This window comes from Pseudomonas sp. S30, assembly GCF_016518545.1.
GTDB lineage: Bacteria > Pseudomonadota > Gammaproteobacteria > Pseudomonadales > Pseudomonadaceae > Aquipseudomonas.
This window is the reverse complement of record NZ_JACVTO010000009.1, coordinates 134,288-158,263: the sequence shown is the minus strand read 5'-3', so window position 1 is coordinate 158,263 and position 23,976 is coordinate 134,288. Positions and strand designations below refer to the sequence as shown.

The window sequence follows — 23,976 nt, the reverse complement described above, 5'->3', positions numbered from 1 at the left end:
AAGCACGGTGGGCGTTCAGTGCAGGTGTCGACGAGAGAAGTCGGCCGTGCGGCTTAGCTCAGAAGCCGATGAAGGCGTAGTACACCGGCGCTTCGGCGGTAGTCTGCAACCCTCGTTGCTGCAGGGTGCGGGTCAGCTCGGGGTCCTGCAGGTGCACGATCCAGGCAGCACTGGCGGGTGCCGGATTCGAGTCCAGGGCCGCAAGGAACGCCTGCATGTCCGGAAGCCAGGCCGTGAAACCATTGCCCTTGAGCGCGCTGGTGGTGATGCCCAGCCGTTCGCAGATGGCCACCTTGGCAGCGATGTCTTCACGGTCCGCCTGGCGCGAGGCCTCGATCAGAGCGTTCAGTCGCGGATCGACCAGACGCTGCCCGACGATCAGGGGCGGGCCTTGTTCCCAAGCTTCGGGCGGACAGTCCTTGGCTTCAGGGCGCAACGGCAGGTGCGGGTTGATCTCCGCCGGATAGATGCGACAGACCAACGGGCGCGTTTCATAGATGGCGCACAGGTCGTCGTCGTCCAGATGGCGGCAGCGACCCGGATTGAAGGCCGCGAAGGTCACCGATACCCTCAGTTGCGTGCTGCCACAGGCCACCGCCTGGGAACGTCGCACTACGTGGTCGCGCTGTTCGGGCGGCATCCCCGGTCCATCGGCGACGAACCCTTCGATCAGCACCACCACCTGACCGCCATCGCTGGCCCAGCGGCGTGCTTCGTCCAGGGTCAGCGGCACGTGGTGCCCGGTGCAGCACTTGCCGCAGCCGATACAGGCGAAGCGCAGACTGTCGCTCACTTGGTGCCTGGCTGCCATTCGGTGACATAGGCCTGCTGGTGGGCCCGGTCGTACAGGCACAGCTCGGTGCCGGTCTGGTTGTTCATCTGCCTGGACTTGTACACGCCCTCGATCAGCAACGCGCTGTAGGCGGTACGGTCGTCGAATTCGGCGGGCTTGCCCATGGCGTGGGCATCCTTGAACTGGCTGGCAGCCAGGCAACTCTTGACCATCTGCTGGCGATAGGCGTTCCACGCTTCGGAAGTGGAAGCATGGACGCCGGTGCTGGTCACCACCAGGGCGATCAGAGCGGTACGGAGAAAAGTCATAAGCGATACCGGCAAAGAGGTTCTGGAGAGTAGGAATTATGCCCGAGTCGGATCTGCCATCAAGTGAAGGCCTATGGTCATGCCGGCCTCAGCGCTCGGCCAGACTCACCGCGCGTGCCGCGACCACCAGGCAATCGGTGAGCTCGGGCGAGGAAAACTTGGTAAGGATGGCATTGGCCCCGGCGACCTTGGCTTTTTCGGCGCTCATGGCGCTGTCCAGCGAAGTGTGCAAGAGCACGTACAGGTGCTGGAAGTCCGGCGTCTCGCGCAGGGTGCGGGTGAAGGCGTAGCCATCCATTTCCGACATCTCGATGTCCGAGACCACGATATCGATCTCCTGCGCCGTGCCTTGCAGCTCGAGCAGAACATTGATCGCTTCTTTGGCGCTGCGGGCGGTGTGGCACTCCAGACCCAGGTGGCGCAAGGTGTGCACCGACTGCTGGAGCGCCACCTGGCTGTCATCCACCACCAGTATGTTGGCAGCCGCGAGCAGACTGGCGTCTTCCTCGCGCAGTTGCCCCGCTGGCGCCTCTGGCGGCGGTGGGGCGATCCCATGGATGACCTTCTCGATGTCCAGCACCTGGACCAGCGCATTGTCGACGCGGGTCACGCCGGTGATGAACGAGCGGCTGCCGGAACCGTAGGGTGGCGGCCGGATATCGGTGCTCAGGCAGTGCACGATACGGCTCACCGCCTGCACATGCAGGCCTTGGCGCGAGCGGCTGATGTCGGTGACGATCAGGCAGCCACCGCGCGGATCGGCCAGCGGTTGCTCGCCGATGGCACGGGACAGGTCGATCACCGAAAGCGACTGGCCGCGCAGGGTCGCCACGCCTTTGACGTGGGGGTGGGATTCGGGAAGCTTGGTCAAGGGCGGGCAGGGGATGATTTCGCTGACCTTGAGCAGATTGATCGCCATCAGCTTGCCGCTGCGCAGGGTGAACAGCAGCAGGGACAAGGCGTCCGCGCGGGCATTGGGCGTGGCCATGGGCAACCTTCGGGAGTGTCGAAAGGGAAGAGGATATCCGGTTATCGGCCTGGGAGGCCGGTGCTTGAGGCCGAAGAGGGCAAGTAAGGCCGGTTCATCGCAGCGGCGATCGGCGCCGCCGCTGCGATGAACCCCTCGGGCTGCGAGGCAGCCCCGTGGCACGCATTGGCACCCATTGCAGGTGACCGCGTGTTCGCTGCATCACCAGTTGTAGCGCACGCCTACGTTCACACCCCAGGGCTGTTCGATATGCTTGCCCTTCATGTAGTCGAAGCCCGCCTGGACCTGCAAGACCTCGGTCACCTGGGCCGCGACGCCAGCGCCCAGTTCGATGCGGCTACCGGAAAGGTCGTTGGCGAACCGGTTGTCGTTGACCCGTACCTTGTTGTCCTTGGCGAACTCATGCGCGGCCGCCACCTTCACGTAAGGCTGGATGAAGCCACCCTGCTCGAGCGAGAAGTTGCGCCCGACATGGCTGCCGACCTTGCCCAGCACGGAACTGGCGCTCTTGGCGCTGGCGCGCATGCCGTTGTCCAGGCTGTAGTCGGCGCCATCGATCCACAGCGTCGACACTTGGCTGTAGGGTTCGACGAACCAGCCGTCGTTCAGTTTGATGTGCTTGCCGACCTCGACCGTGGCACCGATACCGTTGTTGTTGTAATCGCCCTTGGCCTTGCGCCCGTCGCTCATGCGCACGTCGGACTTGTTCTGGAAGCGGTTGGCCTTGATCAGCGCGTCGATGTACAGGCCGTCTTCGGCCAGCCACGTGCTGTAGGCACCGACGTGGAAGCTGTCGACCGTGCCCGAAGTGCCACCGGACAGGTCCAGGTCCGAGCGGCTGTAACCGCCCATCAGGCCGATCAGCCACTGACCGTCGCCGGTGCCGATCGGCAGGTCGGCACCGAAGGCGATACCTTGCTGCACCTGGTCGTAGGCCGCGCCAGCGCCGGCGCTGACCTTGTGCTTGTTGCCGTAGCTGCGCAGCCAGCCGCCGCCCTGGTCCTGGCCGTTGCGCAGTTCGCCCATGCGGCTGCGCAGGGTGGCGGATTCGCCGTACCACACGGTCGGCGCGGCGCTGAACAGGCCGGTGACCGAGCGCGTACCCGGGGTGGTGGTGTCGCCTTTGCGCACCAGATACCAGTCGTCGTCGCGCTGCTCCAGCTCATAGGCATAGGTGCCGAAATCCACCTGGCCACCCACCAGGTCGAAACGCGCGTCACTGCCTTCACCGGTATGGACCACCTGATGGTCGCTGATGGCGGCGTTCGGGTCGGTGCCGGTGTTCTCCACCAGCAGGCGGTGGTCGCCGCTGGCCTTGCCACTGACGTCGACCAAGTCACCCTGGCCGGTGCTCAGGTCGGCGCCGAGCATGAAGGTACCGCTGCCGGACAACTCGCCCAGTTGCAGGCGGTTGAAGCCGCTGTCCGGCGAGGCGTTGCGCAGGTTCACCGTGCCTTGATCCAGGTTGAGGCTGCCGACGTCGGAGTCGCCGGTGAGGTTCCATTGCGAGGTGCCATCGATGGCGAGCGTGCTGGCGCCATGGATGGTGCCGGTGAGGGCGGCGTTGTCCGCCAGCGTCACGTCGAGCTCGGCAGTTTCGTGGGCCACGATGTTGCCGGTCAGGCGGCTGTCGCTCACCGAAAAATCGACGCTGGCTTTCTCCTCGACTTCAAGGATGTTGCCGTTGCCGCCGATCAGGCTCGAGCCATTGGCGACGTGGATATTGACCTTCTGGTCCACGTCGCGATAGCTGATGACTCGGATCGCGCTGCCTTCGCTCCCCGCGATGGTGGAACTGTCCACGAGCAGATGGGCCTCGTGCTCGGTATCGTTGGTGATGCCGGCGAGCATCACCACACCGTTGCGGTCACCCGTGACCTGGCTGTTCTCGCGCACCTTGGCGCTCGCTCCCGCGATGACCATGCCGATGCCGCCTGGAATGGCATCGGAGCTTCCTGCCGCGTGGCCATGCACCTGGGTATTGCTCAGATCCACGGTCGCGTTGTTGGCGACGTTGATGCCCCGGCCCATGCCGGAAACGGAGCTGTTCGAAATGCGCGCGCTGGAGGCCTGATCGAATCCTGAAAGGCGAATGCCATACGCCTGCTTGTTCGCAGCGGCGGGATCGAGCCGAGCGACGATGCGACTGCCATCGATGACCGCGTGGCTGTCGTAGAGGGCGAGGCCGTTGTCGCCGGTGGCGCTGACATCGGCATTGCTGATATTCACCTGGGCGCCGCCGGTCGCTCTGATCTGGGCGGTACTGGCGCCGGCGGTAACGTTCAACGTGGCGTCACGCTCGACCTGGTAGGCATACCGGGGAGCCTCTGGACCGACCGTGAGTGTGGAGCCCCCGGGCACGACGACCGTACTGGCCAGAACGCTGAATGGAGTAAAAGCGAAGCCCAGCGCCGTGAGGCGCTGGGCTAGAGGGGTAAGTTTCATGAGTGAACTCGACCGTTATAAAGTGACGGCGGAATTCAACCGTGATCATCTCTGGGAGAATGTAGGAGGTTTCCTAAAGCTAGCAGGACAAAGCCTACACCTGCTGCTGTATCCCCCTTCATCTTCACCAGTTGAAACGCACTCCCACGTTCACGCCCCAGGGTTGGTCGATGTGTTTTCCCGTGCTGTAGTCCAGGTCGACATGGGCCTGCAAGGTGTCGCTGATCTTGGCCGCCAGACCCGTGCCCAGTTCCAGGCGCGCGCCGGACAAGTCATCGTGGAAGGTGTTGTCGTTGATCTTGACCTCGTTGTTGCGGGCGAACTCACGGGCCGCTGCGACCTTGACATAGGGCTGCACGAAGCCTCCCGACTGCAACGGTACGGTGCGGCCGATGTGAGTGCCGACCTTGCCCAGCAGCGAGTCCGCCTTGTTGCTGTCGGCACGCAGGTCGTTGTCCAGGCGATAGTTCTCACCTTCGACCCACAGGGCCGCCACCTGCGCATAGGGCTCGACGAACCAGCCATCGTCGAGCTTGATGTGCTTGCCGGCCTCGACCTGTCCACCCACCCCGTAGTTGGAGTAATCGCCCTTGGCCTTGACGCCATCGCTCATGCGCACGTCGGCCTTGTTGTCGAAGCGGTTGGCCTTGAGCACCGCATCCAGGTAGAAGCCGCTGTCCGACAGCCAGGTGCTGTACAGACCCAGGTAGTAGCTGTCGACCCGACCATTGCTGCCCAGGCGCATGTTCAGTTCCGAATCGCTGTAGCCGCCCATCACGCCGACCAGCCACTGGCCACTTTGCGCCGGCAGCGCGGTGTCGGCCCCGAAGGAAATACCCTGCTGGGTCTGCTGGTAGTCCACCTGATCGGCGGTGGAGACCCGGTAGCGGTTGGCGTAGGTACGCGCCCACACGCCGCCCTGGCCAGCGCCCCCTTCACGCAGCTCGCCCATGCGACTGCGCAAGGTGCTCATTTCACCGTACCAGACCGTCGGCGCTGCACTGAAGACCGCGATGGCCACTGCCGCGCTGGGTGAGATGATCGGATCCTGGGCCTGGACCAGGTACCAGTCGGTATCGCGCTGTTGCAACAGGTAGGAGTAAGCGCCAGCATCCACGGTGCCGGTCTCGCTGAGCAGACGGAATTGCCCGGCGCCGCCTTCGGTGTGGACCACACGTTGCGGCTGGTCGCCCGACAGCGGCTCTGCGCCGGTGTTCTGGATCGCCAGGCCGTGTGCGCCCTGCGCCTGACCCTCGACGTTGAGCAGGTCGCCCTGATGCGCCGCCAGATCGGTGCCCATCACGAAGGTGCCGGTGCCCTGGAGGCTGGTGGCCGTGAGTGTGCGAAAGCCAGCCTGACCTGCGCGCAGGTCGACCGTGCCGCCATCCAGGCTAAGGGCGCCCACGCTGGAATCGTCGATCATGGCCAGGCGGGAACTGCCGCTGATGGTAGTGGTGCCGACATTGCGCACGGTGCCGGTCAGCAGCGAGCCATTGGTGAGGCTCAAGGTACCGCTGTTGGCGACGTCCTGGAGCAGATTGCCGGTCATGCTGCTATTGGCCAGGGCCAGGCTGGCGACGTTACTGACGTTGCCGTCCAGGGTCGAGGCATTGTTCAGGCTGACGGCGCTGGTGCTGCCGGGCGCCGAGGAGACATTGCCTGTCACGCTGCTGGCATCGAGTCGCAAGCTGCCGGGTTGAATGAAATCGCCGGTCATCCGCGAGCCGCTGGACAGGGTCGCGGCGTCGACATTGCGCACGTTGCCGATGAGTTCAGCGCTGTTGGCCAGGTTCAGGGTGCCGCTGCCGGGTGCGTCCTGGGTGACATCACCGGTCATGCGGCTGCTGTTGTCCAGGTTCAGGCTGGCGGCGTTGCTGACGATGCCGGTGAGAGTCGAGGCGTCACTCAAGGTCACGGCAGTGCTGCTGCCGGGCGCCGACAGCACATCGCCTTGCAGAGTGCTGGCGCTCAGGGCCAGGGTGCCGACCTCGTTGAAGTTGCCGACCATGCTGGAGCCGGTGGACAGGGTGGCGCTGCCGACGTTGGTGACATTGCCGTCGAGCGCCGAGCCATTGGCCAGGCTCAGGGTTCCGGTGCCGGGGGTGGCCTGGGTCATGTCGCCGGTCATGCCGCTGTTGTCCAGGTTCAGGCTGGCGGCATTGCTGACGGTGCCGGTGAGGGTCGAGGCGTCGCTCAAGGTCACGGCGGTGCTGCTACCGGGCGCCGACAGCACATCGCCTTGCAGGGTGCTGGCGCTCAGGGCCAGGGTGCCGACCTCGTTGAAGTTGCCGACCATGCTGGAGCCGGTGGACAGGGTGGCGCTGCCGACATTGGTGACATTGCCTTCGAGCGTCGACCCATTGGCCAGGCTCAGCGTGCCGGTGCCAGGGGTGGCCTGAGTCATGTTGCCGGTCACGCTGCTGTTCTCCAGCGCCAGGCTGGTGGCGTTGTTGACAGTGCCTTCCAGAGTCGAAAGACCGCTCAGCGCAATGGTGTCGACATTGTTGACGTTGCCCGTGAACACCGAACCGTTGCTCAGGGTCAAGGTGCCGGTGCCGGCGGCGTCCTGGGTGAAATCACCGGTCATGCGGCTGCTGTTGTCCAGGTTCAAGCTGGCGGCATTGCTGACGGTGCCGGTGAGGGTCGAGGCGTCACTCAAGGTCACGGCGGTGCTGCTGCCGGGCGCCGAGAGTACATCGCCTTGCAGGGTGCTGGCGCTCAGGGCCAGGGTGCCGACGTCGCTGAAGTTGCCGACCATGCTGGAGCCGGTGGACAGGGTGGCGCTGCCGACGTTGGTGACATTGCCTTCGAGCGTCGATCCATTGGCCAGGCTCAGCGTGCCGGTGCCAGGGGTGGCCTGAGTCATGTCGCCGGCCATGCTGCTGTTGTCCAGCGCCAGGCTGGCGGCATTGCTGACGGTGCCGGTGAGGGTCGAGGCATCACTCAAGGTCACGGCGGTGCTGCTGCCGGGCGCCGACAGTACATCGCCTTGCAGAGTGCCCGCACTCAGAGCCAGGGTGCCGACGTCGTTGAAGTTGCCGACCATGCTGGAGCCGGTGGACAGGGTGGCGCTGCCGACGTTGGTGACATTGCCGTCGAGCGTCGAACCATTGGCCAGGCTCAGGGTGCCGGTGCCGGCTGCATCCTGGGTCATGTCGCCGGTCATGCCGCTGTTGTCCAGGGCCAGGCTGGCGGCGTTGCTGACGGTGCCGGTGAGGGTCGAGGCATTACTCAGGCTCACCGTGGTCGCGCTGCCAGCTACTGACACCACGTTGCCGTTCACTTGGCTGGCGTCGACGCTCAGTGTACCCACGTTGTTGATGTTGCCAGTGAACCGCGATCCATTGGTCAGCGTAGCCGCTGCGGTTGAACCGACCGGCTGATTGAGGTTGCCGTCGACCGTGCTGGCGTCCATGGCCAGACTGGCGAGGTTGTTCAGGTCACCGGTCAAGGCGGCGGCATTGCGCATGGCGACGTCTGCCAAGGCCGTGGCGGCGACCTGGATATTGCCGGTCAGGGTGCTGGCATCGATCAGGATCTGCGCCTGGCTGACGCTGCCGGGCGCGTCGGTCGGCAAGCCGACTTCGATCAGCGTCTGATTGGCCGAAGTGAGCTGTGAGCCATTGGCGATCACGATGTCCGCCGACATTGCCTGGCTGTTCAAGTTGCTGACAACGATCGCGCTGCCTTGCTGGGAGGTCAGGCTGGAATTGTCCAGTTCAAGTCGTGGCGCTGCGTTGCTTCCCCCAAGGCCGAACAGGCCAGCGCCGCGATTGCTACCCACGGCGCTACTGCCACGCAGGATCGCTTCGCCACCGACCAGCGAAAGGCCCAGACCATTACCCGCCACGGTACTGCCGAGCGTCCCGGAACCATTGACGGTCGAGTTGATCAACGTGGCGGTACTTCCGCCCGAGACGTTCACGCCGCGGCCAATGCCGGAAATGCTGCTGTCGCTCACCAGGGCCGTGGAGCTGGTCGTGGCCGCTGCGTTGGGCTTCACGACCGACATGCCGATGCCCCCCGTGGAGGCGATTGTGGAGTTGGCTACGGTGGCCGTGGATTCGATGAGCTGCAGCCCCGTGAGATTGCCGCCTTGCACCGAGGTGCCGTCCAGGGTCACTGTCGAGCCGGCCTGGCCGATGATATCCAGCGTAGCGGCGCCCGGTGTCGCCGTGAGTTCAGCCGCGTTTAGGCTCCAACGCTCGGGCGCGGTGCCAGGGCCGATCGTCGCACTAGTGCCTGGAGGCAGCGTGGCAGCCATCCCTACAGGTACCAACGCATACAATAGCAACAGCGAGGACGACGAGTTCGCGACATAGTGAAAAAGTCTGCACCGGGTCATGACGATTGTTCCTCAGAAGATGGGAGAGGCGCTTTATTCGCTATAAGCGTGCTGGCTTGACTATAGAGTGATCGCGCACTTGCGCACCTGATAAAAATGCTAGGTTACATGGCATGACCGCTGCTCTAGATTGACGTGCAGATGAGTCGGCGAGGGGCGTTACCCTTGTCACTTTTATCCGCGATCGAGATTGGATCTTTATCTATTCGGCTCAGTCACTGCGTGAGAGGATGATTATATGAATGCGCCTAGCAAAATCTTGGCAAGTCGTCAGCGTTCGGGTATCGGTATTCGCCAATTGCAACCGATGACCATTGTTGGGCGTGATGAGAAAAGAACCATTGTGCCGATTTCCTATCTCGAGCAGGATCTGGAGATTCGTATTGCCAGAGCGGAAATACATCGCAACGATTTCATTCAGTTGGTCATCGATGGCCAGCGCGTGGGTGAAGAATTTCCTGTAAGAGAACTCGGTTTCGATGATCCAGCTGTTACAGAATTCGTAATCCAGATGCCCACGTCCTTTTTTCCCGCCAAAGGCACCGACCGGATTCTCGCTCTGGATTACTTCATTGAAGATCTGTACACAGGTGAAGGAGACTTCGCCGGCCTCGAGGTCCGTACCCGCTTCGACCAGATCGCACCCGGTGGCAAGCGGCCGGGACAGATTTCGCTGACTCCGGAGCAAGCCTCCGGTATCACAGAAAAGGATCTGCAGGACGACAAACTGCTCCTTGAGGTGAACAGCTACTTCGGTGCGGAGGTCGATGACACGATCGAATTCTGGATCGGCTCGCGCACTGATGAAGCCTCAGGCACCTGGCTCGGTGATCAATTCACAGTGATCGTTCCAGGCGAGGCGCCAGACGCCTACATTACCCGGACTCAACTCGAGGCCGCCGGTGACGGGTGGCGTTATCTCGCTTACAGGCTCAGGGACTGGGCGGGCAATGTCAGCGTGATGTCCAGCCCGATCGGGGTCGCCATTGCGGTGCAGTTGCCGACACTTTTCCCAGCCATCGTTCCCGAATTCGAGGACGATGGCCTGATCACCTACGAGGACGCCTATCCCGACGTCGAGGTTCGCATTCCCCTTTATTCGGGTGCTGCCGCAGGTGACGTCATCGCCATTACCTGGGGTGGTATACCCGTGGCGACCTACACGCTGACCGACGCCGATGTGGGGGGCGATCCGGTCGCTATCATCGGAGTGCCTTACGCGGTGGTGAAGCAAGCCGGCAACGGCACTGTCGATGTCGCCTACGAGATGCGCCGGCCTGGTCAGCTTCCGGCCGAGGCGGCCCCCACCCCAGTCGAAGTCAACCTCACCACGCCCGGTGGCCCGGACCCCGATCCCAATCCGGAGTTGCCATGGCATGGCAACATCCAAGCGCCGCTCATCAAATGCGGAGCCAGCCCGGACAATACCATCGAGTCAGGCGACTTCGGGGAAGATGCGACGGCGACCATTTTCCGTCTCGGCGTAGACGGCCAGCCTATCTGGGAGGTCGGCGACATCATTCAGTTGAAGTGGGACAACATCGAGGACCCGCAGCTTCTGCCCATTACCATCACGCCCCAGAATGAGGGTGCGGACATCGTCTACCCCGTCCCATTCGACTCCGTTATCGAGCCAACGGGGGCAGGTGAGTTCAACGTATCGTTCAAGGTGACGCGCTATCTGCCGACCAGTACGGGCGGGACAGTGCCGTCGCACGCTCTTTCGCCCACTCAAATCGTCACCGTCAGCGCCGGCAACCGCCTTCCCAACGACGGCGAGCCTCTTGCCCCCGCCACGTTCCCTGAACGCAGGGAATCAATCAATACGCTCCAGTACAGACTGCGCCGGACGGGCACATTCTTCAGGATTCCGTTGGCGGGTGTCACCAATATCGAATTGAGCAAAAATCCAAAAGTCAGTTACGACTTCGTCGGGGTGGTGACGCCAGATGGTCAAGAAACGCCACCTGCGGGCCCTCATAACTTCATCGAGGCATCGCGCCTGCCGGGTGTCGATATTCCATTGACCCAAAAGAACCTGGATGACGGTTGGATCGATGTGCGGCTGGAATACCCAACTCTCTTGATCCGGATCTGCCGCAACGGTGCCTTCGTCAATTATTCACTGAAGAATGACCAGGGCGTGCCAGTGCATGCAGGCGAAGGCTATGTTTACGTTGCAATGAATGAACCGGGCACTAATGTTTGCATTCTGCCTTGATACGCTATTTCCAATGATGCTGACGAGGCATTCGTTTTCCCTTTTTCCAGGCAGGATTCGAGATGATCAATAAATCTATGAAATATGGCATTCTCCAATTCACGGATGAACAGCGTGAAGCGATCACCACTCAAGTACTGACCGCAGATGGTAAGTTGGAAGCCAGGGTCGCGAGTTATGCAGGTAGCGAAGAGTATGATGTCGTGCAGTTGTGGGTAGGCTCCAGCCAGGATGAGAACGACGGCAAGATGGTATTGCCGAAGTTCGTAGTCAAGCAGCCTGGTAATGAGTTGGCGGTGGCCTTTTCACGCGGCGATTTTGAACAGCTGGATGGAGAAAAGGCCTGGTTCGGCTATCGCGTCAATGGTGGGCCGTTATCGGCCTTAGTGGGCATCCCGGTAATGCTGACGGTGCCAAATCCGCACGCGTGAATCACCTTGGGATGCCGTCGCCTGGCACGTGCAACGCGTGTCAGGCGACGGTGCATCAGCGCATTGCGTTTCAACGCTGTTTTTCGATGAAGGCCGAGCGCATCCCCAGGCGCCGCGCCAGCCTGCCCAGGTTGGCGCGATCGAGGGCCAGTTCTCTGGCGGTGGCGGCCCAATTTCCCGCATTGCGCTCCAGGCATTGCTCGATCAACTGCCGCTGGTGCGCGTCCATCGCTTCGCGCAAGCTGGGTGGAGATACCCCGGTCGTGGAGCGGTCGGGCACTGCATCATCGGCGCTCGCGATGCGCTCTGACGCGCCCTCCAGTCTCAAGTCTTCCACCCCGAGCTCCACTATTCCCGGCTGTGGCAGATCACGGCCCAGCGCCTTGAGTGCCGAACGGCTGATCAGGTGTTCGAGCTCCCTGACGTTTCCCGGCCAGCAATAGGCCAGTAGCGCAGCTTCGCCAGCCTTGCTCAGGCGTAGGTTGTGCACGCCCAGACGTGAGCGATTCTGTTCGAGAAAGCGGCCCGCGAGCAGCAGCACGTCTTGCCCGCGCTCGCGCAGAGGCGGGACGGGCAGAGGGTAGACGCTCAACCGGTGGTAGAGATCGGCGCGAAACTGCCCGCTGCGCACGCAGGCCGCCAGGTCGCGGTTGGTGGCGGCGATCAGCCTCACGTCGACCCGGTGCTCACGGTCCGATCCCAGGCGTTGTAGCTGCCCGCTCTGCAACACGCGCAGCAGCTTGGCCTGTACCGCCAGCGGCAGCTCGCCGACTTCGTCGAGCAACAGCGTGCCGCCATCAGCCAGTTCGAACTTGCCCCGGCGCTCGCCATGAGCCCCGGTGAACGCGCCGCGCACGTGGCCGAACAGTTCGCTTTCCACCAGGGAGTCGGGCAGGGCAGCGCAGTTGAGGCTGACCATCGGCTTGTCGGCGCGATGGCTAGCGCGGTGCAGCGCCTGGGCGACCAGTTCCTTGCCCACGCCGGTTTCACCGGTGATCAATACGGTCAGGTCGCTGCCGGCCACCAGGTGCAACTCGTCCATCAGGCGCTGGTGCGCCGGGCTCTGGCCGATCAATTCCTGGTTGCGGTCCTGGGCCTGGCGGTAGAGGTCGGCGCGCCGCTGCTCATCCTGCACTCGCAGGGCCAAGCGCTCGATTCGCCCGGCCACGGTCACGGTCGCCGCCGCCAGGCTGGCGAAGGCTGCGAGCGCCTCGAGGTGCTGGCTCTGGAACTGGCCAGGGGTCAGGGCATCCAGGGTGAGCAAGCCCCAGGCGCGGTCCTCGACCCTCAGCGGGCAGCCCATGCAGTCGTGCACGTGCAGGTCGGCGCCGGTGGCATCGACCAGGCCATCATAGGGGTCGGGTAGCGAGGAATCGCTGGCAAAGCGGGTGGGATGCGCGCTACCCAGCAGGATCTGGAAGCGAGGGTGTTCGCTGACCTTGAAGCGGCGGCCCAGGGTGTCCGTGGACAGTCCGTCGATCGCCAGGGGAATCAGCCATTCCCCATCCAGGCGCAGCAGTGCCGCGGCGTCGCAGGGCAACAGGGTCCGCATGGCCTGGAGCAGGCGACGGTAGCGCTCGTGATCAGGCAGATCGCGTGACAGATCGCTGACCAGGGGCAAGAGGGCGGTGAGCAAAAGGTTGTTGGTCATTCTGACTCCTGTGGGTCAAAAGGACTATACGCCGCTGCGAGTCCTTTTGACACGGATCCCCCTGAAACCCTTGATTTCATGGGGTCTGTAGATTGGCACGATTGCTGATATGAGCCCTGCAACCATTCATAGCCCCAAGGCTCAGGAGTTGCAGACATGCTCACTGCCGAACACCGTGAAATCATCAAAGCCACCGTTCCCCTGCTCGAAAGTGGCGGCGAGGCGCTGACCACTCATTTCTACAAGATGATGCTCAGCGAATACCCCGAAGTGCGTCCCTTGTTCAATCAGGCGCATCAGGCCAGCGGTGATCAGCCGCGTGCGCTGGCCAACGGCGTACTGATGTATGCCAGGCATATCGATCGACTCGAGGCGCTGGGCGATCTGGTCGTGCAGATCATCAACAAGCACGTGGCGTTGCAGATCCTCCCGGAGCATTACCCCATCGTCGGCCGCTGCCTGCTGCGCGCCATCGAGGAGGTGCTGGGCAAGGAGGTCGCCACTGCGGCGGTACTCGAGGCCTGGGCCGCGGCCTATGGCCAACTGGCGGACATCCTCATCGAAGCCGAAGAGGGGCTCTACCAGGCCAAGGAACACGCGACAGGTGGGTGGCGAGGCGGTCGGGCTTTCCGCCTCGCGCGTCGGCAGCAGGAAAGCGCGGAAGTCGTCTCGTTCTACCTGGAGCCGGTAGACGGCCTGCCGGTGCTCAAGGCCGAGCCGGGGCAGTACATCGGCCTTCGAGTGTTCATCGAGGGCCAGGAGCAGCGCCGCAATTATTCGCTCTCGGCACTCTGCGATGGCCGACAGTACCGCATCAGCGTCAAGCGCGAAGCGGGCGGTGTGGTGTCCAACCATCTGCACGAGCAGTTGCAAGTGGGCGATGAGCTGACGCTGTTCGCGCCGTCGGGCGATTTCACCTTGGCCGGTGGCGACAAGCCGCTGGTGTTGATCAGCGGCGGCGTCGGCATTACCCCGACCCTGGCCATGCTCGACTCCGCGCTGCAGACCGGCCGCCCGATCCGCTTCATCCATTGCGCGCGCAATGGCGCCGTGCACGCGTTTCGTGAATGGGTCGATGACCTGGCGGCTCGACATCCCCAGTTGCAGCGCTTCTATTGCTATACCGAGGCCGACGGTCATCCGGCGGCCGATGCCGTTGGCCTGCTGGACGATGACCTGCTGGCCCGATGGCTGCCGCGCGAACGGGACGTGGAGGTGTATTTCCTGGGACCCAAGGGTTTCATGGCCTCGATCAAACGATCGTTGGCAGCCCTGGGCGTGCCCACTGCGCAAAGCCACTACGAGTTCTTCGGACCCGCCGCGGACCTGCACTGATGAAGACGCCAGGGCGGCTCGCTCGCCCTGGCTGGCGTTAACCCCTGCTTAATCGCCGTATCTTTCACTGCCGTGCGACGCTCGCCCCTCTATTTGCGTGCGTAACGCTGAACCGAGTGCTGCATCGTCGGTCTCAGCTCCCCGTGGACCGAGCACACGGCCCTGGGGATTGTCGCCTTTTCAGTCCTGCGCAGAGCCGTTCGACGTGTAGACTGGCGCACTTTGGGCCATGAGCCATCGCGCAGCGGGCCTGCAACTTTCCATCGAAGGAACCGGCAATGAATGAATCGAACCTGCGCCTGAATCGGGAACGGCGCTTTCTGGTGCTGCTTGGGGTGATCTGCCTGGCGCTGATCGGCGGCGCGCTGTACATGCAAGTGGTGCTGGGCGAGGCGCCATGCCCGCTGTGCATCCTGCAACGCTATGCGCTGCTGCTCATCGCCCTGTTCGCGTTCATCGCCGCGGCCATGCCTGGACGGCGCAGCCTGACCTTCTTCGAGGTGCTGGTGGTGCTCAGTGCGCTGGGCGGCGTCGTTGCGGCGGGCAACCATGTCTATATACTCGCCAACCCGGCGGTGAGCTGCGGTATCGATGTGCTGCAACCGATCGTCGACGACCTGCCGCTGGCGCGGGTGTGGCCCCTGGCGTTTCAGGTCGACGGATTCTGCACCACCCCATACCCGCCCGTGCTGGGCTTGTCGCTGGCGCAATGGGCCCTGGTGGCCTTCGTGCTCACGACCTTGCTGGTGCCGTTGGGAATCTACCGAAATCGTCGCCGCGCTTAGACCAAAGTCCCTGTTTGACGTAGGCCCATTGCAGTGGTCGATCGACCCCGAAATCCCTCGCAGGACTGACCTGGGTCAGGCTGGAGGCCTTGCGCCACGCGGTCTCCAGGTCTACTGTCAGGGGTGCGACAAACTGTCGCGAAGTTGATGATTCGTGGCTTATTGTTACTGTTTCTGTAAAGGATTGTTGCTCAATAAGTCATAGTAAAGGGGGTTTGACCTATCTACAATCGCCCCCAATTTCCGTTCGGCACTGCTTGCAAGTCGCAGGATTGAAGGAAGCCCCAGCGCTCCTTTTGCTGACTTCGCCAAGTTTCGCCCGACGGCGATCCGGGCGGATATCCCTCCGCGTTTTCACGCACCAAATGGACTTGGTCTGAAGTACAGGCCTTTAGCCTACGAAAAACCCCAAGCTCGACCATACTTCCAACGCCCAGATCCTGCAGTCGGATCACCGGCCGGAGGGGGTTCGGGCTTAAAAATGCTGACGCTGAGCAGGACGACGTGTTGGCGAACAAAACACTTTGCATTGAAGCAAGCTGATCTAGAGGTCGTGAGATGAGTAAAAAGCGTTACCCCAGACTGTTTGGCATATTGCCCTTCTTAGGCATGCTTTTGCTCAGTGGGTGCAACTGGACCCTGCTCGACCCCAAGGGTCAGGTCGGTATCGAGCAAAAGAACCTGATCCTGATCGCGATCGGCCTGATGCTGCTGGTGGTGATCCCCGTCATCATCATGACCCTGGTCTTCGCCTGGAAGTATCGCGCGTCCAACACCTCGGCCACCTACACCCCCGACTGGTCGCACTCGACCAAGATCGAAGCGGCGGTGTGGATCATCCCGATCCTGATCATCATCGTGCTGGGCTACGTCACCTACAAGTCGACCCACCGCCTGGACCCGTACCGTCCGCTGGACTCGGACGTCAAGCCGGTGCAGATCGACGTGGTCGCGCTGGACTGGAAATGGCTGTTCATCTATCCCGAGCAGGGCATCGCCACGGTCAACAAGATCGTCTTCCCGGCCAACACCCCGGTCAACTTCCGCGTGACCTCCGACGCCGTGATGAACTCGTTCTTCATCCCTGGCCTGGGCGGGCAGATCTACGCGATGGCCGGCATGACCACCAAGCTGCACCTGATCGCCAACGAGAACGGCGAGTTCGACGGTATTTCCGCGAACTACAGCGGTGCGGGCTTCACCGGTATGAAATTCAAGGCAACCGCCACCTCGCAAGCCGACTTCGATGCCTGGGTCGCGCAAGTGAAGGCTTCGCCGAAGAAGCTGGACAAGGCCGAATACGCCGCCTTGGCCAAACCAAGCGAAAACAACCCAGTGGTGCTGTACAGCGAGGCTTCGCCTGACACGTTCCAGCTGATCGTCGACAAGTACGAAGGCATGAACCGCGGTCGTCCGAGCCACGAAGAAGCAGGCAGCAAAGACCTGGCCACTGCCAAGGGTGTGGAATCGAGTATGCAACCAGCTGCCGGTGCAGAGGAGTAAGAGATGTTCGGTAAATTAAGCCTGGAGGCGATACCCTATCACGAGCCGATAGTCATGGTGACGCTTGCCATGATCGCGCTCGGTGGTATCGCCGTCGTTGGTGCAGTCACCTATTTCCGCAAGTGGTCGTACTTGTGGACCGAGTGGTTGACCACGGTCGACCACAAGAAGATCGGGGTGATGTACATCATCGTCGCGATGGTCATGCTGCTGCGCGGTTTCGCCGACGCCATCATGATGCGTACCCAGCTGGCCGTCGCCACCGGCGGTTCCGAAGGCTACCTGCCGCCTGAACACTATGACCAGATCTTCACCGCCCACGGTGTGATCATGATCATCTTCATGGCGATGCCGTTCTTCACCGGCCTGATGAACCTGGCTCTGCCTCTGCAGATCGGTGCCCGTGACGTTGCCTTCCCGTTCCTGAACTCCCTGAGCTTCTACCTGCTGCTGGCAGGCGTGCTGCTGGTCAACATCTCCCTGGGCGTCGGCGAATTCGCCAAGACCGGCTGGGTGGCCTATCCGCCGCTGGCGGGTATCCAGTACAGCCCCGGCGTGGGGGTGGACTACTACATCTGGGCGCTACAGCTATCGGGCCTAGGCACGACATTGACGGGCGTGAACTTCCTGGTCACCGTCCTGAAGATGCGCGCCCCTGGCATGAAGCTGATGGACATGCCGATCTTCACCTGGACCTGCACCTGGGCCAACGTGTTGATCGTCGCTTCGTTCCCGATCCTGACCGCCGCCCTGGCACTGCTGACCGTTGACCGTTATCTGGACTTCCACATCTTCACCAACGAGCTTGGTGGGAACCCGATGATGTACGTCAACCTGTTCTGGGCATGGGGTCACCCTGAGGTCTACATCCTGATCCTGCCGGCCTTCGGCGTGTTCTCGGAAGTCACCTCGACCTTCTCCAGCAAGCGTCTGTTCGGCCACCATGCGATGATCTACGCCTCCGGCGCCATCGCCGTACTGGGCTTCGCGGTCTGGCTGCACCACTTCTTCACCATGGGTGCCGGCGCCAGCGTCAACACCTTCTTCGGCCTGGCGACGATGCTGATCTCCATTCCGACCGGTGTGAAGCTGTTCAACTGGCTGTTCACCATGTATCAGGGCCGCGTGCGCTTCACCCCACCGATGCTCTGGACCCTGGGCTTCATGGTCACCTTCTCCATCGGTGGCATGACCGGCGTACTGCTCGCCGTTCCAGGTGCCGACTTCGTGCTGCACAACAGCCTGTTCGTGATCGCCCACTTCCACAACGTGATCATCGGTGGTGCGGTGTTCGGCTACATCGCCGGCTTCGCCTTCTGGTTCCCGAAAGCCTTCGGCTTCACCCTCAACGAGAAGTGGGGCAAGGCGGCCTTCTGGTTCTGGCTGTCCGGTTTCTACGTGGCCTTCATGCCGCTGTACGCGCTGGGCTTCATGGGCATGACCCGTCGTCTGAACCACTCCGACAACCCACTGTGGGAACCCTACCTGTACGTGGCCGTGGTCGGTGCGGTGCTGATCCTGTTCGGTATCGCCTGCCAGCTGATCCAGCTGTACGTGTCGGTTCGCGACCGCAAGCAGAACATGGACGTGACCGGCGACCCATGGGGTGGCCGTACCCTGGAGTGGTCGACCTCGTCGCCACCGCCGTTCTACAACTTCGCCCACATGCCCGAGAAGGTCGGCCTGGACGCCTGGCAAGAAGCCAAGGAAGCCAACGTCGCCTACAAGGTGCCGGGCAAGTACGAAGCGATCCACATGCCGAACAACACCTCCACCGGTCTGTTCATGGGGATGTTCCTGACCGTGTTCGGCTTCGCCTTCATCTGGCACATCTGGTGGCTGGTAGGCCTGAGCCTGGTGGCGACCATCGCCGTCTTCGTTCGCCACGCAGCGCGTGACGACCAGGGCTACATGGTTCCTGCCGAAGAAGTGGCGCGCATCGAAGGTGAACGCCAGCGGGCCCTGCAGCTTGCCGGTATGCCTACCGGTGGCGCACGTGTCGAAAACGTTTGAACGGGTGTAATCAATGTCCAGTCAAGTAATTCACGGTGACGCCCATGGCCACGACCATGGGCACGACGATCACCACCACGACTCGGGCCAGATGACCGTCTTCGGTTTCTGGCTCTACCTGATGACCGACTGCATCCTGTTTGCGTCGCTCTTCGCCACCTACGCGGTGCTGTCCGGCAGTTTTGCCGGCGGCCCGTCGGGTCATGACATCTTCCAGCTCGACTTCGTGCTGGTGGAAACCGCGTTCCTGCTGCTGTCCTCGATCACCTTCGGCTTCGCCATGCTGAAGATGTTCGCCGGCAACAAGGCCGGTGTGCTGGGCTGGTTGGCCGTGACCTTCCTGTTCGGTGCGGGCTTCATCGCGATGGAAATCTACGAATTCCATCACCTGATCATGGAGGGCTACGGCCCGCAGCGCAGTGGTTTCCTGTCGGGCTTCTTCGCCCTGGTGGGCACCCACGGTCTGCACGTGACCTCGGGCCTGATCTGGATGGCGATCCTGATGTACCAGATCCAGACCAAGGGCATCACGCCGACCGCCAAGACCCGCATGAGCTGCCTGAGCCTGTTCTGGCACTTCCTTGACGTGGTCTGGATCTGCGTCTTCACCGTCGTCTACCTGCTGGGGGTTCTGTAATGGCTAACGCGCACGACACTCACCACGCCCACGACGACCACGGCCACGGCAGTGTCAAGTCGTACATGATCGGCTTCGTGCTCTCGATCATCCTCACCGCGATTCCGTTCGCGCTGGCGATGTCGCCGATGCTGTCCAAGAGCATGACGGTGCTGGTCATCGTCGCCATGGCGGTGATCCAGGTGGTGGTCCACCTGGTGTTCTTCCTGCACATGGACCGCTCCAAGGAGCAGCGCTCGAACGTCTCGACGTTCCTGTTCACCACGCTGGTCATCGCGTTGCTGGTCGGCCTGTCGCTGTGGATCATTTTCAGCATCCACTTCGAAATGCTGGCCAAGTGAGGTAACCCTGCATGTCCGTGAAGCACTTTATCCAAATCACCAAACCGGGGATCATTTTCGGTAACGTGCTTTCCGTGGCAGGCGGTTTCTTCCTTGCCGCGAAGGGGCATGTCGACTTCGCCCTGTTCCTGGCGGTGGTGGTGGGTACTTCGCTGGTGGTCGCGTCCGGTTGCGTGTTCAACAACTGCATCGACCGCGACATCGACCAGAAGATGGAACGTACCAAGAACCGCGTCATGGTGCAGGGCGGCATGTCGCTGCCCCTCGCGCTGATCTACGCCACCCTGCTCGGGGTGGCCGGTTTCAGCCTGCTGTACGTCCAGGCCAACCCGCTGTCGGCGTACTGCGCGCTGATCGGTTTCGTGGTCTACGTCGGTTTCTACAGCCTGTGGCTCAAGCGCAAATCGGTGCACGGCACCCTGGTCGGCAGCCTGTCCGGTGCCATGCCTCCGGTGATCGGCTATTGCGCGGTGAGCAACAGCTTCGACTTGGCAGCGGTCACGCTGCTGGTGATGTTCAGCCTGTGGCAGATGCCGCACAGCTTCGCCATCGCCATCTTCCGCTTCAAGGACTACAGCGCGGCCAACATTCCGGTATTGCCGGTGGCGCGCGGTATCCTGGCGGCGAAGAAGCAGATCGTGCTGTACGTGCTGGCGTTCGTCCTGGCCACTGCCATGCTCACCCTGGGTGGCTACGCCGGCCTGGCCTATCTGGCCGTCGCCGCCGCCATGGGCCTGTACTGGCTGTACATGGCCTGGGGCGGCTACAAGGCCGAGGACGACAGCAAGTGGGCGCGCAAGGTCTTCGGCTTCTCCATCCTCACCGTCATGGCGCTGAGCCTGATGATGTCGGTGGACAGCCAGACCGCCGCCGATGTGCTGATGACCTACGCACGCTGAAACCTCGGTATGCAACATCCGAACCCGGCCCTCGCGCCGGGTTTTTTAATGCCTCGATGCGCGGATTGGCAGGTTTTCCGGATGCCTCCACCTGCGCTGCGCGCTTTAGTTTCGAGCGCCCAATCCCCACGAGGCTCTCGACATGAGCGTGTTCACCGTCTACTTCTGCGGCACCGGATCCCACCGCTTCGACGACCGCAACCCGAATTTCTGGAATGGCGAGCTGATCGCCACGCTGGCCGCCAATACCGGCGGCAGGGAGTTCGTCGACTGGATCGTCGTCGACGGGCCTGGCAGCGGAAACCTGCAGGACGATGCGCTGTTCGTCGACGATGGCGACCATTCGAAAGTGACTGGCACCTTGTTCGGCACCGGCTGGAAAGAAAACGTGCAGCACGCGGTGCAGGTGATCAAGGGCAAGAGCACCTGGTCGCGCACGCAACTGAGCGAAGAGCAGTACCAGAACCTCAAGTCGGCCGGCGTGCCCATTCCCGATGCCTCGGCCACCGGGTCGTGGTTCTGGCGTACCTACGACTACGGTGAGCGCGCGGTAACCCCCCAGGCCCTGCAGGAGCAACTGATCAAGCAGATGCGCAAGCCGCTGATCCCCAGCGTGGTCAATCTGGTGGGGTGGAGCCGGGGCGGCATCAGTTGCCATATGCTGGCCAACGCCATGGCCGCCGACCCGGAACTGGCCGGCGTCGCGGTGAACATCTTCGCCATCGATCCTGTGCCCGGGGTCGGTAACATCCAGGAAGAAAAGGTCCAGTTGGGGCCGAACATCAAGGAATATGTCGGTTTCTATGCACGGGACGAACGCTCGAAGGGCTTTGCCTGCGTGATTCCCATGACCGCCTTCAATACGCCCGTGCACCTGTTCCCGATGCCGGGGCGCCATGCCACCCTGGTGGGCAATGCTTCGGCCGACGGGGCCGGTAGCGGCAAGGTATTGGCCGAGCCGGGCAGGATCGTGCGCTATTTTGCCGAGGTGTGCCTGACGCGCTGGGGCACGGTGCTGGACAAGCGCGAGTCGCTGGACGACGCAACGCTCGAGCAGTGCCATGCCGCCATGCTGGACGCCGATGACCAGTACCAGGCGATGCGCAAGCATTCCTATACCGCGATCACCGAGGGCAGCGTCGAGGCGCGCAGCGTTCACCATGGCCTGAAGCAGACCGACTTCGACAAGGTCGCCGGCGAGTCGATGCAACCCAAGGAAGGCCTCGGGCTCGCGCCGCTGACCAGCGCCGCATACCAATCGCTGCGCTGATGGGCAAGGCGCGGTCGCCGAGATGATCACCGCGCTTTACAAACCGGGGCCGGGGCGCTTATCGTCAGCCTCGGCCACCGCAGTGGCCAGCGTCGCTCGGACGGTTCCGGGCGCTTACGTCTTCGAGGAAATCATGGCCAACCCGGGTTCGCCGCGCCGTTTCGCGCGCATCGATCGTCTACCTCCCTACGTGTTCAACATCACCGCCGAGCTCAAGATGGCCGCCCGCCGCCGTGGCGAAGACATCATCGACCTGAGCATGGGCAACCCCGATGGGGCCACGCCGCCGCACATCGTGCAGAAGCTGGTGCAAGTCGCCCAGCGCGAAGACACCCATGGCTATTCCACCTCACGCGGCATCCCGCGCCTGCGCCGAGCCATTTCCAACTGGTACCGCGAGCGCTACGAGGTCGATATCGACCCGGACAGCGAGGCCATCGTCACCATCGGTTCGAAGGAAGGCCTGGCGCATCTGATGCTGGCCACCCTGGATCAGGGCGACACCGTGCTGGTGCCCAATCCCAGCTATCCCATCCACATTTACGGGGCGGTGATCGCCGGCGCCCAGGTGCGGTCGGTGCCGCTGGTGCCGGGCGTGGATTTCTTCAACGAGCTGGAACGGGCGATTCGCGAGTCGATCCCCAAGCCGAAGATGATGATCCTGGGCTTCCCCTCGAACCCGACCGCGCAGTGCGTGGAGCTGGATTTCTTCGAGCGCGTGGTGGCCCTGGCCAAGCGCTACGATGTGCTGGTGGTCCACGACCTGGCCTACGCCGACATCGTCTACGACGGCTGGAAAGCACCGTCGATCATGCAGGTGCCGGGCGCCAAGGACATCGCGGTGGAATTCTTCACCCTGTCCAAGAGCTACAACATGGCCGGCTGGCGCATCGGCTTCATGGTCGGCAACCCCGAACTGGTCAATGCCCTGGCGCGGATCAAGAGCTACCACGACTATGGCACCTTCACCCCGCTGCAAGTCGCCGCGATCGCTGCGCTGGAGGGCGACCAGCAATGCGTGCGCGACATCGCCGAGCAGTACCGCCAGCGCCGCAACCTGCTGGTCAAGGGGCTGCACGAGCTGGGCTGGATGGTCGAGAATCCGAAAGCGTCGATGTACGTCTGGGCCAAGATCCCCGAGGCCTATGCGCACCTGGGCTCCCTGGAGTTCGCCAAGAAGCTGCTGGCCGAGGCGAAGGTCTGCGTCTCGCCGGGCATCGGTTTCGGCGACTATGGCGACGATCACGTGCGTTTCGCCCTGATCGAGAACCAGGACCGCATCCGCCAGGCGATTCGCGGCATCCGCCAGATGTTCCGCAAGGACCGAGACGCCGGGGTGGGCGTCTAGCGTCCAGCCACCCACTCGGAAAAGGGCCGCAGCACTCGCGTCAGCGTGCTGCGGACCAAGGCGCGCTGCCGCGACAAACGGCAGCTTTTTTTCGCCAGCCCCTCTGTTCAGCCGACCAGGGTTGGATTACAAAGAGCGACGCGAGCGTCCGCTCGCTCCCCGACAACCTCCCTCCCTGGCCATCATGTCCGAACCGAATCCTTGCCTGACCTGCGGCGCCTGCTGCGGCTACTTCCGTGTGTCCTTCTTCTGGGGTGAATGCCAGTCCTCGGGCGGCCTGGTGCCTGACGATCTGGTGGTGCAGATCACCCCGAGCCGCGTCGCGATGATCGGCACCGACGCCAAGCCTTGCCGGTGCATCGGCCTGGCCGGGGAGATCGGTGAAAAGGTGGGCTGCACCCTTTACGAGAACCGCTCTACGCCGTGCCGTGAATTCGAGGCGTCGTGGGAGCACGGTGCGCACAATCCGAGCTGCGATGCGGCGCGGGCGGCCTACGGACTGCCGCCGCTGACGCCGCCGGGCGCCAACGAGCCGCACTGGCCAGATGAGGGGGCAGAGGTCGCGTGAGCGGCTTCGCAGCCGACCGTTCGTCGCCTGGTTCTGCTCCAGGCTCGGCTGCAGCCCGCGTAAGCCGGGCTGCCTAGAAAAAGTATTAACCCGAT

The 23,976-nt window shown here is 62.8% G+C and carries 18 protein-coding genes; 12 read left to right on the top strand and 6 right to left on the bottom strand.

From position 1 onward, the window contains the following. Positions 1-58: 58 nt before the first annotated feature. The 5 genes from IAE34_RS12605 to IAE34_RS12585 form a co-directional block, all read right to left on the bottom strand. A complete protein-coding gene (locus IAE34_RS12605) occupies positions 59-793 on the bottom strand; it encodes a YkgJ family cysteine cluster protein (RefSeq protein WP_200139283.1) in 735 nt (244 codons plus the stop codon). Next, entirely contained in the window at positions 790-1,101 is a 312-nt protein-coding gene (locus tag IAE34_RS12600; protein WP_200139282.1) for a hypothetical protein, read from the bottom strand. Before IAE34_RS12600 ends, IAE34_RS12605 begins: the two co-directional genes overlap by 4 nt. A gap of 88 nt (positions 1,102-1,189) precedes the next feature. Further along, positions 1,190-2,089: a chemotaxis protein gene (locus IAE34_RS12595; protein WP_200139281.1), complete on the bottom strand. Its 900-nt coding sequence runs from the start codon at positions 2,087-2,089 to the stop codon at positions 1,190-1,192. A gap of 201 nt (positions 2,090-2,290) precedes the next feature. Continuing rightward, positions 2,291-4,534 carry an autotransporter outer membrane beta-barrel domain-containing protein gene (locus tag IAE34_RS12590; RefSeq protein WP_200139280.1) on the bottom strand — a complete coding sequence of 748 codons (2,244 nt, stop codon included), beginning with the start codon at positions 4,532-4,534 and terminating at the stop codon, positions 2,291-2,293. Between the two features lie 124 nt (positions 4,535-4,658). Next, positions 4,659-8,798 carry an autotransporter outer membrane beta-barrel domain-containing protein gene (locus IAE34_RS12585; protein ID WP_200139279.1) on the bottom strand — a complete coding sequence of 1,380 codons (4,140 nt, stop codon included), beginning with the start codon at positions 8,796-8,798 and terminating at the stop codon, positions 4,659-4,661. Between the two features lie 319 nt (positions 8,799-9,117). Here IAE34_RS12585 and IAE34_RS12580 point away from each other — a divergent pair, with 319 nt between their 5' ends. Together IAE34_RS12580 and IAE34_RS12575 are read left to right on the top strand one after the other, a co-directional pair. Further along, positions 9,118-11,100, top strand: coding sequence for a hypothetical protein (locus tag IAE34_RS12580; protein WP_200139278.1), 1,983 nt, complete (start codon positions 9,118-9,120; stop codon positions 11,098-11,100). A gap of 62 nt (positions 11,101-11,162) precedes the next feature. Then, the gene (locus tag IAE34_RS12575) at positions 11,163-11,531 is read left to right on the top strand and encodes a hypothetical protein (protein ID WP_200139277.1); all 369 of its coding nucleotides are present in this window, start codon (positions 11,163-11,165) and stop codon (positions 11,529-11,531) included. Positions 11,532-11,601: 70 nt separating this feature from the next. Here IAE34_RS12575 and norR read toward each other — a convergent pair whose 3' ends face one another. Beyond that, on the bottom strand, positions 11,602-13,182 hold the full coding sequence (gene norR / locus IAE34_RS12570) for a nitric oxide reductase transcriptional regulator NorR (protein ID WP_200139276.1): 1,581 nt from the start codon (positions 13,180-13,182) through the stop codon (positions 11,602-11,604). A 156-nt stretch (positions 13,183-13,338) separates the two neighbouring features. Here norR and hmpA point away from each other — a divergent pair, with 156 nt between their 5' ends. The 10 genes from hmpA to IAE34_RS12520 all read left to right on the top strand — a co-directional run bounded on the left by hmpA (position 13,339) and on the right by IAE34_RS12520 (position 23,881). Then, positions 13,339-14,517, top strand: a complete 1,179-nt coding sequence (hmpA, locus tag IAE34_RS12565; protein ID WP_200139275.1) for an NO-inducible flavohemoprotein — start codon at positions 13,339-13,341, stop codon at positions 14,515-14,517. A 278-nt stretch (positions 14,518-14,795) separates the two neighbouring features. Next, on the top strand, positions 14,796-15,302 hold the full coding sequence (locus tag IAE34_RS12560) for a disulfide bond formation protein B (protein WP_200139274.1): 507 nt from the start codon (positions 14,796-14,798) through the stop codon (positions 15,300-15,302). 558 nt (positions 15,303-15,860) lie between these two features. After that, complete coding sequence (gene cyoA, locus IAE34_RS12555; RefSeq protein ID WP_200139273.1) at positions 15,861-16,805, top strand: ubiquinol oxidase subunit II; 945 nt, start codon at positions 15,861-15,863, stop codon at positions 16,803-16,805. Positions 16,806-16,808: 3 nt separating this feature from the next. After that, positions 16,809-18,818, top strand: coding sequence for a cytochrome o ubiquinol oxidase subunit I (cyoB, locus tag IAE34_RS12550; protein WP_200139272.1), 2,010 nt, complete (start codon positions 16,809-16,811; stop codon positions 18,816-18,818). A gap of 13 nt (positions 18,819-18,831) precedes the next feature. Beyond that, the gene (gene cyoC, locus IAE34_RS12545) at positions 18,832-19,455 is read left to right on the top strand and encodes a cytochrome o ubiquinol oxidase subunit III (protein WP_029613087.1); all 624 of its coding nucleotides are present in this window, start codon (positions 18,832-18,834) and stop codon (positions 19,453-19,455) included. After that, positions 19,455-19,796, top strand: a complete 342-nt coding sequence (gene cyoD / locus IAE34_RS12540) for a cytochrome o ubiquinol oxidase subunit IV (RefSeq protein ID WP_200139271.1) — start codon at positions 19,455-19,457, stop codon at positions 19,794-19,796. Before cyoC ends, cyoD begins: the two co-directional genes overlap by 1 nt. Before the next feature lie 11 nt (positions 19,797-19,807). Then, entirely contained in the window at positions 19,808-20,695 is an 888-nt protein-coding gene (gene cyoE / locus IAE34_RS12535) for a heme o synthase (protein ID WP_200139270.1), read from the top strand. A gap of 142 nt (positions 20,696-20,837) precedes the next feature. Then, complete coding sequence (locus IAE34_RS12530) at positions 20,838-21,965, top strand: hypothetical protein (protein ID WP_200139269.1); 1,128 nt, start codon at positions 20,838-20,840, stop codon at positions 21,963-21,965. Between the two features lie 133 nt (positions 21,966-22,098). Next, the gene (gene alaC, locus IAE34_RS12525; protein WP_200139337.1) at positions 22,099-23,313 is read left to right on the top strand and encodes an alanine transaminase; all 1,215 of its coding nucleotides are present in this window, start codon (positions 22,099-22,101) and stop codon (positions 23,311-23,313) included. Between the two features lie 184 nt (positions 23,314-23,497). Next, positions 23,498-23,881: a YkgJ family cysteine cluster protein gene (locus IAE34_RS12520; protein ID WP_200139268.1), complete on the top strand. Its 384-nt coding sequence runs from the start codon at positions 23,498-23,500 to the stop codon at positions 23,879-23,881. Positions 23,882-23,976 lie beyond the last annotated feature (95 nt).

What these genes read in the sequence shown, in the direction of transcription:
- norR (WP_200139276.1), bottom strand. Translation starts at nt 13,182, where the DNA reads ATGACCAACAACCTTTTGCTCACCGCCCTCTTGCCCCTGGTCAGCGAT.
- IAE34_RS12590 (WP_200139280.1), bottom strand. Translation starts at nt 4,534, where the DNA reads ATGAAACTTACCCCTCTAGCCCAGCGCCTCACGGCGCTGGGCTTCGCT.
- IAE34_RS12560 (WP_200139274.1), top strand. Translation starts at nt 14,796, where the DNA reads ATGAATGAATCGAACCTGCGCCTGAATCGGGAACGGCGCTTTCTGGTG.
- cyoE (WP_200139270.1), top strand. Translation starts at nt 19,808, where the DNA reads ATGTCCGTGAAGCACTTTATCCAAATCACCAAACCGGGGATCATTTTC.
- hmpA (WP_200139275.1), top strand. Translation starts at nt 13,339, where the DNA reads ATGCTCACTGCCGAACACCGTGAAATCATCAAAGCCACCGTTCCCCTG.
- IAE34_RS12585 (WP_200139279.1), bottom strand. Translation starts at nt 8,798, where the DNA reads ATGGCTGCCACGCTGCCTCCAGGCACTAGTGCGACGATCGGCCCTGGC.
- cyoB (WP_200139272.1), top strand. Translation starts at nt 16,809, where the DNA reads ATGTTCGGTAAATTAAGCCTGGAGGCGATACCCTATCACGAGCCGATA.
- IAE34_RS12530 (WP_200139269.1), top strand. Translation starts at nt 20,838, where the DNA reads ATGAGCGTGTTCACCGTCTACTTCTGCGGCACCGGATCCCACCGCTTC.
- IAE34_RS12600 (WP_200139282.1), bottom strand. Translation starts at nt 1,101, where the DNA reads ATGACTTTTCTCCGTACCGCTCTGATCGCCCTGGTGGTGACCAGCACC.
- alaC (WP_200139337.1), top strand. Translation starts at nt 22,099, where the DNA reads ATGGCCAACCCGGGTTCGCCGCGCCGTTTCGCGCGCATCGATCGTCTA.
- cyoD (WP_200139271.1), top strand. Translation starts at nt 19,455, where the DNA reads ATGGCTAACGCGCACGACACTCACCACGCCCACGACGACCACGGCCAC.
- IAE34_RS12580 (WP_200139278.1), top strand. Translation starts at nt 9,118, where the DNA reads ATGAATGCGCCTAGCAAAATCTTGGCAAGTCGTCAGCGTTCGGGTATC.
- IAE34_RS12595 (WP_200139281.1), bottom strand. Translation starts at nt 2,089, where the DNA reads ATGGCCACGCCCAATGCCCGCGCGGACGCCTTGTCCCTGCTGCTGTTC.
- cyoC (WP_029613087.1), top strand. Translation starts at nt 18,832, where the DNA reads ATGTCCAGTCAAGTAATTCACGGTGACGCCCATGGCCACGACCATGGG.
- IAE34_RS12575 (WP_200139277.1), top strand. Translation starts at nt 11,163, where the DNA reads ATGATCAATAAATCTATGAAATATGGCATTCTCCAATTCACGGATGAA.
- cyoA (WP_200139273.1), top strand. Translation starts at nt 15,861, where the DNA reads ATGAGTAAAAAGCGTTACCCCAGACTGTTTGGCATATTGCCCTTCTTA.
- IAE34_RS12520 (WP_200139268.1), top strand. Translation starts at nt 23,498, where the DNA reads ATGTCCGAACCGAATCCTTGCCTGACCTGCGGCGCCTGCTGCGGCTAC.